The organism is Thiothrix nivea DSM 5205 (assembly GCF_000260135.1).
GTDB lineage: Bacteria > Pseudomonadota > Gammaproteobacteria > Thiotrichales > Thiotrichaceae > Thiothrix > Thiothrix nivea.
Genome location: NZ_JH651384.1, coordinates 384979 through 397856, shown reverse-complemented (window position 1 = coordinate 397856; position 12878 = coordinate 384979). Strand labels below are relative to the sequence as shown.

General features: G+C 55.9%; 13 protein-coding genes. 4 read left to right on the top strand and 9 right to left on the bottom strand.

Annotated features, from left to right (window positions below; genetic code table 11):
- Positions 1-4 precede the first annotated feature (4 nt).
- From THINI_RS02145 to trxB, 5 genes are all read right to left on the bottom strand, one after another.
- The gene (locus THINI_RS02145; protein ID WP_002707043.1) at positions 5-517 is read right to left on the bottom strand and encodes a glycine cleavage system transcriptional repressor; all 513 of its coding nucleotides are present in this window, start codon (positions 515-517) and stop codon (positions 5-7) included.
- Positions 518-642: 125 nt separating this feature from the next.
- Positions 643-930, bottom strand: a complete 288-nt coding sequence (locus tag THINI_RS02140) for a hypothetical protein (RefSeq protein WP_211206956.1) — start codon at positions 928-930, stop codon at positions 643-645.
- Between the two features lie 229 nt (positions 931-1159).
- The gene (locus THINI_RS02135; protein ID WP_002707042.1) at positions 1160-1810 is read right to left on the bottom strand and encodes a YceH family protein; all 651 of its coding nucleotides are present in this window, start codon (positions 1808-1810) and stop codon (positions 1160-1162) included.
- 20 nt (positions 1811-1830) lie between these two features.
- Positions 1831-2583 carry a leucyl/phenylalanyl-tRNA--protein transferase gene (aat, locus tag THINI_RS02130; RefSeq protein ID WP_002707041.1) on the bottom strand — a complete coding sequence of 251 codons (753 nt, stop codon included), beginning with the start codon at positions 2581-2583 and terminating at the stop codon, positions 1831-1833.
- Between the two features lie 10 nt (positions 2584-2593).
- On the bottom strand, positions 2594-3556 hold the full coding sequence (gene trxB / locus THINI_RS02125) for a thioredoxin-disulfide reductase (protein WP_002707040.1): 963 nt from the start codon (positions 3554-3556) through the stop codon (positions 2594-2596).
- A 144-nt stretch (positions 3557-3700) separates the two neighbouring features.
- On the opposite strand from trxB, the gene THINI_RS02120 reads away from it, so the two are divergent.
- The 3 genes from THINI_RS02120 to THINI_RS02110 are packed head-to-tail and all read left to right on the top strand — an operon-like array spanning position 3701 to position 8229.
- Positions 3701-6220 (top strand): DNA translocase FtsK, encoded by a 2520-nt coding sequence (locus THINI_RS02120; RefSeq protein WP_002707039.1) that lies wholly within the window; start codon positions 3701-3703, stop codon positions 6218-6220.
- Positions 6221-6236: 16 nt separating this feature from the next.
- Complete coding sequence (gene lolA / locus THINI_RS02115) at positions 6237-6875, top strand: outer membrane lipoprotein periplasmic chaperone LolA (protein WP_245536561.1); 639 nt, start codon at positions 6237-6239, stop codon at positions 6873-6875.
- 4 nt (positions 6876-6879) lie between these two features.
- Positions 6880-8229 (top strand): replication-associated recombination protein A, encoded by a 1350-nt coding sequence (locus THINI_RS02110; protein WP_002707037.1) that lies wholly within the window; start codon positions 6880-6882, stop codon positions 8227-8229.
- Positions 8230-8286: 57 nt separating this feature from the next.
- On the opposite strand, the gene aspS is transcribed toward THINI_RS02110, so the two are convergent.
- The 4 genes from aspS to THINI_RS02090 all read right to left on the bottom strand — a co-directional run bounded on the left by aspS (position 8287) and on the right by THINI_RS02090 (position 11915).
- On the bottom strand, positions 8287-10056 hold the full coding sequence (gene aspS / locus THINI_RS02105; RefSeq protein WP_002707036.1) for an aspartate--tRNA ligase: 1770 nt from the start codon (positions 10054-10056) through the stop codon (positions 8287-8289).
- Between the two features lie 121 nt (positions 10057-10177).
- Positions 10178-10735 carry an outer membrane beta-barrel protein gene (locus THINI_RS02100; protein WP_002707035.1) on the bottom strand — a complete coding sequence of 186 codons (558 nt, stop codon included), beginning with the start codon at positions 10733-10735 and terminating at the stop codon, positions 10178-10180.
- Positions 10736-10796: 61 nt separating this feature from the next.
- A complete protein-coding gene (locus THINI_RS02095; protein ID WP_002707034.1) occupies positions 10797-11507 on the bottom strand; it encodes an outer membrane beta-barrel protein in 711 nt (236 codons plus the stop codon).
- Between the two features lie 144 nt (positions 11508-11651).
- The gene (locus tag THINI_RS02090) at positions 11652-11915 is read right to left on the bottom strand and encodes an FmdB family zinc ribbon protein (RefSeq protein ID WP_002707033.1); all 264 of its coding nucleotides are present in this window, start codon (positions 11913-11915) and stop codon (positions 11652-11654) included.
- Between the two features lie 114 nt (positions 11916-12029).
- Between THINI_RS02090 and THINI_RS02085 the strand changes: the two genes are divergently transcribed.
- Entirely contained in the window at positions 12030-12869 is an 840-nt protein-coding gene (locus THINI_RS02085; protein ID WP_002707032.1) for an SDR family oxidoreductase, read from the top strand.
- Positions 12870-12878: the final 9 nt, after the last annotated feature.

Genomic DNA, 12878 nt, shown 5'->3' with positions numbered 1-12878 from the left:
TCCATCAGGCAAATGTCAGGTCGACCATCAGTGGGTCAGGCATGTTTTCAAAAGCGCCCTGGACGTCTTCCGGGGTAATGCCCTCCGGCAGGCCAAGCCGCAGGTTGGCGTAGAATAGTAGTTCGCTGGACATGGGGGCAGGGCGTTGTTCACTTTCCAGCTCTTCAATATTGACGTTGAGGTTGGCCAACTGGTGGGTAATATCGTGGATGATGCCGGGGCGATCCTGACCAAGCAGCTCCAGCGTCAAAGGGGTTACGGTACGGGGCGCGGTAACTTCGGCTTGCTGCACCAGGATTTGCAGATCATTCTGTTGCAGGGCTTGCAGTGCCTGTTTCAGCGCGTCAACCTGTTCGGTTGGCAAGGTAACGTGGGCAAGGCCGGCGAACTGCCCGGCCAAATGCACCATACGGCTTTCCTGCCAGTTGCCCTGATGCGCTTTGACAGCTTCGGATATGGATTTGACCAGACCGGAGCGGTCAGGGCCAAGCACGGTCAGTACCAGAGATGTTTGCATGGTGACTCCTCAATTGATTGTCGTTGGCCCGATTGTAGCAGCTCAGTGCGCGGTGCAAACCATGCACGGGTCAAATGAGCGCACGATATGTTGCACGCTGACCGGCGCACGTTCATGCCTATCCTTTACGTGGAAAGCGAGTTGCGGAGGGCTTGCATCTTGCCTTCCAGCGCCTGCATCTGTTGCTCGACCAGCCCCTTACGGTGCTGTTGCAACCAGTCGATCCAGCCATCCATGCCTTCGCCATTGGTGGCAGATACGTGCAGGATCCCGATATTCGGGTTGACCCGGCGGGCGTATTCCTCGCACTTGGCCACGTCGAATTCGCGTTGCTGCTCGGCTTCGTGGCTGGCTTGCTGCCCCAATGCTTGTTCGCAGCGCGGGCAGAAGCGACAGATTGCGCAGTACCACACAGGCTGAATAGCATACCGACCAGTTTGGGGGCAGAATCAACCGGCTTTCCGGCGAAAAAGCGGATGCCGAGGCGCAGGCGGCTGGAGCAGATATGTACTGCCGTAACCTTGCCCTGCCGCCAGCGTAGGCGGATAGTCAGTTGTCCTGTCAGCAGGTTTGTAGGCATGGAAACCTTGTTGCCACCGATAAGTTGATTACCAAATACTGTAGCAAGCTTTGTGCCACGGATTAAAGCAACTGGTTTTCCAATGCCGCCAGTCGTTGTTCCAGCTCGGCGATACGGGCTTCCAGCCGGGAGCAGCAGTCCTGCCGTTCAGCGGTGGATTGCGTGGTGGTATAGGTGGCCGGTTCTTCCTGCAAGTCATCCAGATTTTCCGCCCCAAGGGTGTGGAAGTAGCGGTCTTCGCGTCTGCCAGTACCGGCAGGCAGGCGGATGGCCAGCGGGTTTTCGGCGGTAATCCAAGCGTCAAGGATGTCATGGATTTCATCGGTGCTGGTGAAATCGGCCATGCGTTCGGTACGGGTTTTGATTTCGTTGAGGGTTTGCGGGCGGCGTAACAGCAATACAGCGAGGATGGCTTGCTGCTTCTGGTTCAATTGCAGGCGGCGGCTGACCTTGTGTTCAACCCGTTGGGCGCGTTCGCTGTTCTGGATGATGGCCCAGCCTTCCTCCACCAGGTTTTTGGCGATATGCCCGACCTTGCCTTCGGTCAGGTTCATCACTGGCTCGCGGCTGCTTTTTTGGTTGCAAGCCTGCACCAATGAGTTGAAAGTCAGAGGGTAGTTGTTGGGTGTGGTGAGTTGTTTTTCCATCAGGCAGCCGAGGATGCGGATTTCTTCGGCGCTGAAGGGTGGCTTTTGTGGTTCGTCGTCGTACATGCTGTTGCCCGGTTGCTTGTTTATGTTGTCTGGTTGGGTTCCCAGTGTGAAAGGTCTGCGCGGGCATCGGCTTCCCAACGCGGTGGCGGGGGAACGTGCAGGTTGGCCTGGAGAATGCTGATATAATCAGCACGGGAAATGTTTTCCGCCCCCATACTTAACAGGTGTGGGTTTTCGATCTGGCAGTCGATGACCTTGAAACCCCAGTGCTGTACGTGCCAGGCCAGTGCCACCATGGCGATTTTTGATGTATCCGGTTCGCGGCTGAACATGGATTCGCCACTGAATACCCCGCCGGTTGCCACGCCATACAAGCCGCCAACCAGTTCACCCGCTGGGTTCCATACCTCCACCGAATGCGCAATGTCCGCTGCGTGCAGCAGGCAGTAGGCGGTGTGCATTTCGTGGGTAATCCAGGTCTCGGCGGTGTAGGCGCGTGGCGCGGCGCAAGCATTCACCACCTCGGCAAAACAGGTGTCGAAGGTGATGCGGTAACCTTTGTTTCGCAACGATTTGCGCAAGCTGCGGGTGATGCGGATGTTGTCCGGGAATAGCACCGTGCGCGGGTCGGGTGACCACCAGTAGATGGGTTCGCGCGGCCCGAACCAGGGGAAAATACCTGCCTTGTAAGCATTTTTCAGGCGCGTAAGGCTCAGATCCCCACCGACTGCCAACAGGCCGTTGGGTTCTTCCCACGCCAGCTCAACCGGCGGGAAGGGTTCATCCGGCCAGCTGGCGTTGAGCAGGGTCAGGCTGAGGGAGCGTGGTAACAATAGCGCCTCGCTATTTGCTTTTGGCCAGTTGGTCCAGGTATTTTTCGGCGTCCAGCGCCGCCATGCAGCCAGTTCCGGCTGAGGTGATGGCTTGGCGGTAGACGTGATCCATCACGTCGCCAGCGGCGAACACGCCTTCCACGCTGGTCTGGGTGGCGTTGCCTTCGGTGCCACTTTGTACCTTGAGGTAGCCGCCATTCATTTCCAGTTGGCCTTCAAAAATCGCAGTGTTTGGCTTGTGGCCGATGGCGACGAAAATACCCATCAGGTCAATGTCCTGGGTTTCACCGCTCCGGACGTGCTTGATGCGCATTCCGGTGACGCCGCTGTTGTCGCCCAGCACTTCATCCAGTACATGGTTCCACATCAGTTTAACTTTGCCTTCTTCGGCCTTTTCAAACAGGTGCTTTTGCAGGATTTTTTCCGAACGCAGTTCATCACGGCGGTGTACCAGCACGACTTCTGAGGCGATGTTGGCAAGGTACAGCGCTTCTTCCACAGCCGTATTGCCGCCACCGATCACGGCAACTTTCTGATTGCGGTAGAAGAAACCGTCGCAAGTGGCGCAGGCAGAGACACCTTTGCCCTTGAATTTTTCTTCGGATTCCAGCCCCAGGTACATGGCAGATGCGCCAGTGGCGATAATCAGCGCATCACAGGTATACTGCCCGCTGTCACCATTCAGGGTAAATGGGCGTTTTTGCAAATCTACACTATTAATATGGTCGAAAATGATTTCGGTGTCGAAACGTTCCGCGTGTTTTTGCATCCGTTCCATCAGTTGCGGCCCCATGACGCCAGCATCATCACCCGGCCAGTTGTCCACTTCGGTGGTAGTCATCAGTTGCCCGCCTTGTTGTAGGCCAGTCACCAGCACCGGGTTAAGGTTGGCACGGGCGGCATAAACGGCAGCAGTGTAGCCAGCCGGACCGGAACCGAGGATGAGTAAGCGGCAATGTTTCGTCGTGTTCATGTATAATTCTCCTTGCATCACGGGGAGAGCAGCACCCCGCTCATTCCGAATCGGGTAATGCTATGTGACATGCCGGGCCGGGTAAAGTAGTAATCGGAAAAACAGTCCTTATAATATCGGGATCAAACAGACAGGGATATTGGTTTGGCTAAGGTTATTCTCAATCAAAAAAAACGCCTGGGTTTACAACAGGCCAGTGTCATCATCTTTTTAGGCATCGCCGCAGTCATCATGTTGGCCTTGCTTTCCTACAGTGACGTGGATCCGGGGCCGTTCCACAGCAACAGCAACCATGTGGGGCCATGTGAAAACCTGGCGGGCTGTAAAGGCGCTTGGATGGCAGATTTCCTGATTGGCTTACTGGGTTATCTGGCTTATCTGTTACCTATCGTACTGATAGTCATGGGGTTGACAGCCTTCCGGATGGGGCCGTATATGAAAAACCCCAACAACCCGGTAGGGGGCATCAATGACGTCATCACCAGCATCGGGGCGCTGTTTACCCTGCTATCGGGGGCCGGGTTAGCGAACTTGCTGTTTGTGCCTTACCCGGAACCGGATGGCATCGGCGGCGGGATGCTGGGGCAAGTGGTTGCCAACCTGTTCAAGAGTTCATTCCTCGGCTTCTTTGGTTCGGTCGTGTTTTTGCTCTCCCTGTTTCTGGGCAGCATCACGATTGTGGGGGATATTTCCTGGGCGCAGGTGACGGAAAAGGTTGGCGACTGGATGTTAAACTTGTTCAACAAGCTACAGGCCATGCAGGATGACAGCGCGCACGAGCCAAACACGAAAGAAAAAACCAGCGTTGCTTCCGGAAACGTTTTCGGACGATTGTCCGACGTACTTAACCGTGGGTTGCAAGGCGGTGGCGGGATGTTGGGGAAGGCTGGCGAGTGGGTGAACCAGCGGGTAGGGGAGCATCTTCCTGACAGAAGTCCGGAACTGGGCAGTGGTGTTGATTTGACCGACTTGAACGCCCCTGGACGCCAGGATCCAAAACTGGATGTGCCGGATTTTTCTTCCATGCCGCATGGCCGACAGGAAGCTCCTGAAGCAGCCAAGCCATCCCCTGATATTCGCGGCAAAACAGATGACACTGCGGGTGTGCGTGACCTTGCTGATGGGGTACGCACCAAATCTGGCAAGAAAAGTGGCCAGTTGAAGCTGTTACCGCCTTTAACCATGCTGAACCCACCGCCGCACGAGCGTGTCACGCAGTCAAAGGAACGTCTGAACGAACTGGCGGACAAGCTAGTTGAAGCGCTCGGCCATTACGGCGTACCGGATGTTAAGGTGGTGGCCAAAGACCCAGGCCCGGTGATTACCCGTTTTGAGCTGGAACTGCCGGATGGAACCAAGGCTTCCAAGATTTCCGGCCTTGCCTCAGATTTGGCGCGCAATATGTGCGTGGCCAGCGTGCGCGTGGTGGAAGTCATTCCGGGGCGGCCTACCATCGGTATCGAAATCCCCAACGACCGCCGCGATGTGGTCACGATCAGCGAAATGCTGGGCGCACCGGTTTACAAGAAAAACCATTCCCCGCTGACCTTGGCGTTGGGCAAGGACATTGCCGGTAATCCGGTGGTGGCTGATCTTGCGCGTATGCCACACTTGCTGGTGGCAGGTACGACCGGTTCCGGGAAGTCGGTGTTCGTCAACGCCGTACTGATGAGCCTGTTGTACAAGGCTACGCCGGATGACGTGCGCATGATCATGATCGATCCGAAAATGCTGGAACTGAGCAGCTACGAGGACATTCCGCACCTGTTGGCACCGGTCGTGACCGACATGAAACACGCTGCCAACGCGCTGCGCTGGTGCGTGGCGGAAATGGAACGGCGTTACCTGTTGATGTCCAAGCTCAAGGTGCGCAATATTGCCGGTTTCAACGAAAAAGTACGTGAGGCGCAGGATCGGGGTGATGCGATCATGGATCCGCTGTTCGACCCGTTGACCTCCGTCGATGGCCATCCGCAACCGCTCAAGCCATTGCCTTACATCGTGGTGATCGTGGACGAATTCGCCGACATGATGATGGTGGTCGGCAAGAAAGTGGAAGAGCTGATCGCGCGATTGGCGCAGAAGGCGCGTGCTTCCGGCATCCACCTGATCTTGGCGACCCAGCGCCCGTCGGTGGATGTCATCACCGGTTTGATCAAAGCCAATATCCCGACGCGAATTGCATTCCAGGTTTCCACCAAGATAGACTCGCGCACTATTCTTGATCAGGGTGGGGCGGAACAGCTGCTCGGTTATGGCGATATGCTGTACATGCCGCCCGGTACATCCCTGCCGTTGCGGGTACATGGCGCGCTGGTGACTGACCGCGAAGTCGAAGATGTTGCCAACTACCTGAAGCTGCAAGGGGAACCTGATTACATCGAGGATGTCTTAGCAGATACCACGTCTTCATCCGATGCGATACCCGGACTGGAGCCGTTGGCCGAACGGGAAGGCGAGTCAGACCCGCTGTTTGATGAAGCAGTGGCGGTCGTCACCGAATCCCGGCGTGCGTCGATCTCTTATCTGCAACGCCGCCTCAAAGTGGGCTATAACCGTGCGGCGCGGATGATAGAAGACATGGAAAGTGCAGGTGTAGTCAGCCCGGTGCTGAGTAACGGAACCCGTGACGTACTGGCTGCGGCCCCACCTCCACGCGATTAACAGGATTCAGAGGTTAATGATGAAAACAATGTTGGCAAAAACACTGGCGGTAATGTTGGCGACTGGCCTGATGACCAGCTCGGCATGGGCAGGGGGGCGCGAAAAGCTGGACGAGTTTTTCACCCAGGTGAACACCATGCAGTCGGCTTTCACCCAGCAGGTCATTGATGACAAGGGCGAACTGCGCCAATCCTCCAGCGGCAATGTGTTCCTGTCACGCCCTGGCAAATTCCGCTGGGAATACGCCGCGCCCGACAAGCACGAGATTGTTGCTGACGGCAAAAACGTGTGGGTATATGACGTGGAACTGGATCAGGTAACGGTCAAACCGATGAACAAGGCACTTTCCGCCGCGCCAGTTGCCATGCTGCTCCAGAAACAGCCGGTCGACAAGCAGTTCAGCGTGCAGGCTATGGATGCGGATAACAGTACGCTGGAATGGTTCCGTCTGACGCCGAAAAAGCAGGATTCTGATTTCACCACCATGGATCTGGGCGTTGGCAACAACGGTGTTGAAGAAATGATTCTGGGTGATAAGTTCGGCCAGCAGACCTACATCAAATTCCAGGGGGTGCGCACCAACATTAATATTGATAACAGCCGCTTCAGCTTCACCCCGCCCAAGGGTGTGGATGTGGTTGGCACGCCTTCCTGATTGAATGGGGGACTCACTCTTTCCCCCCATCCCCAACCCTTCCCACACAGGTGGGGAAGGGGACTTTGCGCCACTGGCTGAGCGGATGCGCCCGGCGACTCTGGATGAGTACGCTGGGCAACTCCACCTTCTCGCGCCTGGCAAACCGCTACGGCGTGCCATTGAAGAATCCCGCCCGCATTCAATGTTGTTCTGGGGGCCGCCCGGAACCGGCAAAACCACGCTGGCGCGGCTGATTACCCATTACTGGAATGCCGAATTTCTCACACTTTCCGCTGTACTGGCGGGGGTAAAGGAAATCCGTGCTGCTGTCGAAGTCGCCCGCCAGAACCGTGAGCGGTTTGGGCGTAAGACGGTGTTGTTCGTGGATGAAGTCCACCGTTTCAACAAGGCGCAACAGGATGCATTTTTGCCGCACATTGAAGACGGTACACTGCTGTTTATTGGCGCTACCACTGAAAACCCCTCGTTTGAACTCAACAATGCGCTGTTATCGCGGGTGCGCACCTATGTGCTGCGTTCCCTGACACAAGCGGACATTATTGCCGTATTGAAGCGTGCCTTGCAGGATAGCGCCAAGGGTTTAGGGGAAATGCGTTTGCAGGCCAGTGACGCTGTGCTGGATGCGCTGGCTACGGCTGCCGATGGGGATGCGCGGCGCGCGCTCAACTGGCTGGAAATTGCGGCTGATCTGGCGGAGGAAACCACTGAGTGCGCAGAGATCACCGAGGCAACGGTGCAAGAAGTGGTGGCCGAGTCGCTGCGCCGTTTCGACAAGGGTGGTGACCTGTTTTACGAACAGATTTCAGCCTTGCACAAGTCCGTGCGTGGAACTGATCCGGATGCAGCGTTGTACTGGCTGTGCCGGATGTTGGATGGCGGCTGTGACCCGCTCTACATCGCCCGCCGGGTAGTGCGCATGGCCAGCGAAGACATTGGCAATGCTGACCCGCGTGGCTTGCAACTGGCACTGAATGCCTGGGATGCCTACGAACGGCTGGGCAGCCCGGAAGGTGAACTGATGATTGCTCAGGCTGTGGCGTATCTGGCCTGTGCACCCAAAAGCAACGCAGTGTATACCGCATTCAAGATGGCAAAGGTGGATGCAAAACAGTCCGGCACGCTGGATGTGCCGATACATCTGCGCAATGCCCCCACCAAACTGATGCAGGCACTGGATTACGGCAAGGGTTACCGCTATGCGCATGATGAAAAAGATGCGTATGCGGCGGGGGAAAACTATTTCCCTGAAGCAATGAAAGGGCGGCGTTATTATGAGCCGGTGGAGCGGGGGCTGGAGTTGAAGATTCGGGAGAAGCTGGCAAGGTTACGGTCGTCGAAGGGACGTGCTTGAAGCCCCTTGAAGTTTACCCTCCTCCTGCCCAGAGGTGGAGGGTAACAGTTTTTACCCTTATTTCTGGGGCAGTTGCACGCGGATATTCAACTCACGCAACTGCTTGGTACTGACTTCCGCAGGCGCATCGGTCAGCGGGCAGGCCGCCGTCTGGGTTTTAGGGAATGCCATGACATCGCGGATAGACTGGCTGCCAGTCATCAGCATGATCAGGCGGTCGAGACCGAAAGCCAGACCGCCGTGCGGCGGGCAGCCGTATTTCAGCGCGTTCAGCAGGAAGCCGAATTTTTCCTGTGCTTCCTCATCGGAAATGCCCAGCAGTTTGAACACCGCTTTCTGCATGTCCATGTTGTGGATACGCACGGAGCCGCCGCCCAATTCTGTGCCGTTCAGCACCATATCGTAGGCAATGGACAGCGCCTCGCCGGGGTTGGCCAGCAGTTCTTCCGGCGTACCTTTCGGCGCAGTGAATGGGTGGTGCAGGGCAACCCAGCGGTTTTCCTTGTCGTCCCACTCGAACATCGGGAAGTCGACTACCCACAGTGCTGCCCATTCGCCTTCCACCAGACCACGGTCGTGGCCCAGCTTGACGCGCAGTGCGCCGAGAGCGTCATTGACAATACGCGCCTTGTCAGCACCGAAGAAAATCAGGTCACCGGTTTGCGCGCCAGTGCGTTCCATGATGCCCGTCACGGTTTCATCCGGAAGGAATTTCAGGATCGGGGATTGCAGGCCATCGCGACCAGTCGAAGCATCATTGACCTTGATGTAGGCCAGACCTTTTGCGCCGTAACGGCCTACGAATGCGGTGTAGTCGTCGATTTCCTTGCGGGACAGTTCGCCACCGTTAGGCAGGCGCATAGCCACTACGCGGCTGTCCTTGTCCTTGGCTGGGGTAGAGAACACCTTGAATTCAACACTTTCCATCAGGTCGCTGACTTCGATGAATTCCAGTGGGATGCGCATATCCGGCTTGTCGGAACCGAAACGGTGCATGGCTTCGGAGTAGGGCATACGTGGGAACGGGTTAGGCAGTTCCACGCCCAACGTTTCCTTGAAGGTTGCGCGCATCATGGCTTCCATCAGGCTCATGATGGCGTTGTCATCCATGAAGGATGTTTCGATGTCGAGCTGGGTGAATTCGGGTTGGCGGTCGGCACGAAGGTCTTCGTCTCGGAAGCAGCGGGCAAACTGGTAGTAGCGATCCATACCTGACATCATCAGCAATTGCTTGAACAGCTGCGGTGACTGGGGCAGGGCGAAGAAACTGCCCGGATGGGTACGGCTGGGAACCAGATAGTCGCGTGCACCTTCCGGGGTAGCCTTGGTCAGCATCGGCGTTTCAATGTCGAGGAAGCCGTTGTCTTCGAGGAAGCGGCGCAGGAAACCGGTCACTTTCGCACGGGTCTGCATCCGCTTCTGCATTTCCGGGCGGCGCAGGTCGATATAACGGTAGGTCAGACGGGTTTCTTCGTTGACACCATCTTCGTCAAGCTGGAATGGAGGGGTTTCGGCAGCGTTGAGGACGTTCAGTTCCAGGCCGAGGATTTCGATCTGGCCGCTGCACAGGTTGGCATTTTCGGTACCGGCAGGGCGGCGGCGGACTTTGCCAACAACTTGCAATACGTATTCATTACGGGCGCGCTCGGCAATGCTGAAAACATCGGCTCGGTCAGGGTCGAAAACGACCTGTACCAGACCTTCACGGTCACGCAAGTCGATAAAAATGACCCCACCGTGGTCACGGCGGCGGTTTACCCATCCACACAAGGTCACTTGCTGATCCAGCAGGGCTTCATCCACCTGCCCGCAATAATGGCTACGCATTGTTTATTCCTGTTTATTTCATTCCGCTCCCTGAATCGGGAGTTCTGAGTCGTATAAAGGCGGGAATGTTAAGCCCTGGCAGCATTATACGCAAGCCGGATTCAGGCGAGTGTGCGTAGTATCACAGGGTGGAGAATGTTGCTCCGGCAGAATACATATTGGCTTCCAGGTCACCGCCCACGTGTTCGTATTCACCACGCAACTGCCAATTGCCATTCAATTTGTAACCGAGGCCAATACCGGTCAGGACATCCGTACCGTCAATCATTGAGGTGGTCACGCCGTTGGTACTGCCTTCGGCTTCCCAGGCCATGATGCCAACTTTGCCGGATACGGAGGCCACTGGGTTGATGGGCAGGGAGCCAATTGCTGACACCGCCAAGCCAGAGCCATTCACGACTGACTTCGCGCCTGTGGTTGAGTTGAGGCTATCATTGCTGAATATGTCGTAATAGCCGCCTTCCACTGCAAGGTTGTCATTAAACTTGTAACCGCCCAACAACTTCCAGCCGGTGCTATCGCAGGCCGCACCCTGATAGCTGCATTCGGCTTCGGATTTCATCAGGCTGTAAGCAGCGTAAAACTGGCCGGGTTCTTCATCTGTCATGAAAATGTCTTCAGCCAGTACGGCGGTAGGCAGCAATATCAGGCTAAACAGGCAGGGGAGGAGTCGTTTCATTGGGTAGTTTCCTCGTTATTGCAAATCCCCCCACGCCAACTGGGAGGGGGATTATAGGGGGTTAGAATGTTGAGAAAGTCGCGCCAACAGAGTAAAGGTTGGCATTCAGACCATCAAAATGCTCAACTTCACCACGCACACCCCAGTTTTCATCAATCTTATATTCGGCACCTGCGCCCAGGGAGAGGTCAACGCCATCGGTTTTCTGGGTTAATGTTTCGTTCATACCCAGCACGGTGCTGCTGGCTTTGTTTTCTTTTTCCCAGGCCAAAAAGCCCATTTTTCCGAACAGGTTGATTTCATCGGTAACCGGGGCGCTAGCAACGCCAGAAGCACCAAAGCCAGTAGCGGAGGTGGTGGTGGTGACAGGATTGGCGTTGTTGTTGATTGGGGGTAAGGCCGCCACGGTAGCCGTGGATTCCGCGTCGCCAAAGTTAACATAGGCGCCTTCCACCGCCAGGTTGGGGGCAATTTTGTAGCCGCCATAGACTTTCCATGCGGTAGTGTTAGGGCAGCCAAAGTTACTGACAACACTAGTGCCGAGCAGGCTTTGGGTGGTGGCGTTGATGCCATCAATCAGGGTATTGTTGGCTTCGCAAGCGCCATCACTGGACTGGCCAACACTGACGCCGCCATACATCGCGCCCGCACCATCTTCGCTGAAAGTATCGTCACTATCAGAGTCAGAACCACCAAACAGGGAGCCACCCGCAAACACGGGCGAAGTAGAGAAAACAGCCAGCACAGCCGCCAAGAGAATGGATTGTTTCATAATGCTTATAACCCTTTTATTGTTCTAATTAAGCAAGCGAGATTATTTTATTCCGGGCGATAGTGGGGATGCAATGAACACCGCTTTTTTTCCGATGAGTGGCGGGAATGCCGGGCATTGCGCCCGGCAAGCTAAAACGGGGAGCTAATCTGCTTTGCAGGCAGGGCAGGCTCCCGTGCCACAAGCAGGGGAGGGGGCATCATTGCTGGCAAGGTTTTTTTTGCTGCCACTTTTAAAGTCAGTTTCATACCAACCACTGCCGCCTAGGCGAAACGCTGCTGCTGTCACTTTTTTGGCGAGCGCGGGTGTGTTGCAGGATGGGCAGTCGGTGAGGGGCGCATCCGACATTTTTTGCAGGGCTTCCAGTTCATGGCCACAAGCATTGCATTGGTAAGCGTAAATAGGCATGTTTTCAATCCCGTTTCCGTATATTAGAACCCAGTAATGATAGGGCTGGGATTGCCTGAATTCAATGAATCACGTTACATTCCTCCACTTAATATTGGCGAGGATGCAGGAAACATGCGTAATGTACTGATAACCGGCTGTTCCAGCGGTATTGGCTATTGTGTGGCGAAAGGGTTGCGTGAACGTGGCTACCAGGTGTTCGCCTCCGCCCGCAAGGATGAGGATGTCGAGCGGCTGGAAGGGGAGGGGTTCAAGACCCTGAAACTGGATCTTGCCGACCCGGAAAGCGTGCAGGATGCAGTTTATGAGCTGATGCTGCGCACCAATAGCGAATTGTACGCCGTGTTCCATAATGGGGCCTACGGTCAGGCAGGTGCGCTGGAAGATCTTTCCCGTGAGGCCATGGAAAAACAGTTTGCGGCGAATGTCTTTGGTTGGCATCAGTTGACGGTCATGCTGATGCCGATCCTGCGCCAGCGTAACGAAGGGCGGATCATCTACAACAGTTCATTGTTGGGCTATGTCGCTTTGCCGTTCCGTGGGGCATACAACGCCAGTAAATATGCGGTCGAAGGCATGGCTGACACCTTGCGGCTGGAGCTGGCGGATACCGACATCAAGGTCTGTCTGATTGAGCCGGGGCCAATCGAGAGCCGTTTCCGCGCCAATGCCTTGCAGTCCCTGAAAGAACAGGTCAATATCGACCAGAGTGTCCACCGCCTTAAATATCAGGGCGCTATCCGCCGTCTGGAAAAGGTAGGGCCGGCAGCACCATTTACGTTGCCCCCTGAAGCCGTGCTGGAAAAAGTTATCCATGCGCTGGAAAGCCCCCATCCACGGGCGCGTTACCGGGTGACAGTCCCCGCGCACCTGTTCTGGATATTGCGGCGGCTGTTGCCCACCGGTTGGCTGGACAAGGTCTTGCTACGTATTTCAAACCAGGAAAATCAATAGGTTGTAGAG

Bases quoted from the DNA above. Each gene is read 5' to 3' on its own strand.
- THINI_RS02085 (WP_002707032.1), top strand. From the start codon at position 12,030: ATGCGTAATGTACTGATAACCGGCTGTTCCAGCGGTATTGGCTATTGT.
- lolA (WP_245536561.1), top strand. From the start codon at position 6,237: ATGATGAAAACAATGTTGGCAAAAACACTGGCGGTAATGTTGGCGACT.
- THINI_RS02095 (WP_002707034.1), bottom strand. From the start codon at position 11,507: ATGAAACAATCCATTCTCTTGGCGGCTGTGCTGGCTGTTTTCTCTACT.
- trxB (WP_002707040.1), bottom strand. From the start codon at position 3,556: ATGAACACGACGAAACATTGCCGCTTACTCATCCTCGGTTCCGGTCCG.
- THINI_RS02145 (WP_002707043.1), bottom strand. From the start codon at position 517: ATGCAAACATCTCTGGTACTGACCGTGCTTGGCCCTGACCGCTCCGGT.
- THINI_RS02135 (WP_002707042.1), bottom strand. From the start codon at position 1,810: ATGTACGACGACGAACCACAAAAGCCACCCTTCAGCGCCGAAGAAATC.
- THINI_RS02110 (WP_002707037.1), top strand. From the start codon at position 6,880: ATGGGGGACTCACTCTTTCCCCCCATCCCCAACCCTTCCCACACAGGT.
- THINI_RS02090 (WP_002707033.1), bottom strand. From the start codon at position 11,915: ATGCCTATTTACGCTTACCAATGCAATGCTTGTGGCCATGAACTGGAA.
- THINI_RS02100 (WP_002707035.1), bottom strand. From the start codon at position 10,735: ATGAAACGACTCCTCCCCTGCCTGTTTAGCCTGATATTGCTGCCTACC.
- aspS (WP_002707036.1), bottom strand. From the start codon at position 10,056: ATGCGTAGCCATTATTGCGGGCAGGTGGATGAAGCCCTGCTGGATCAG.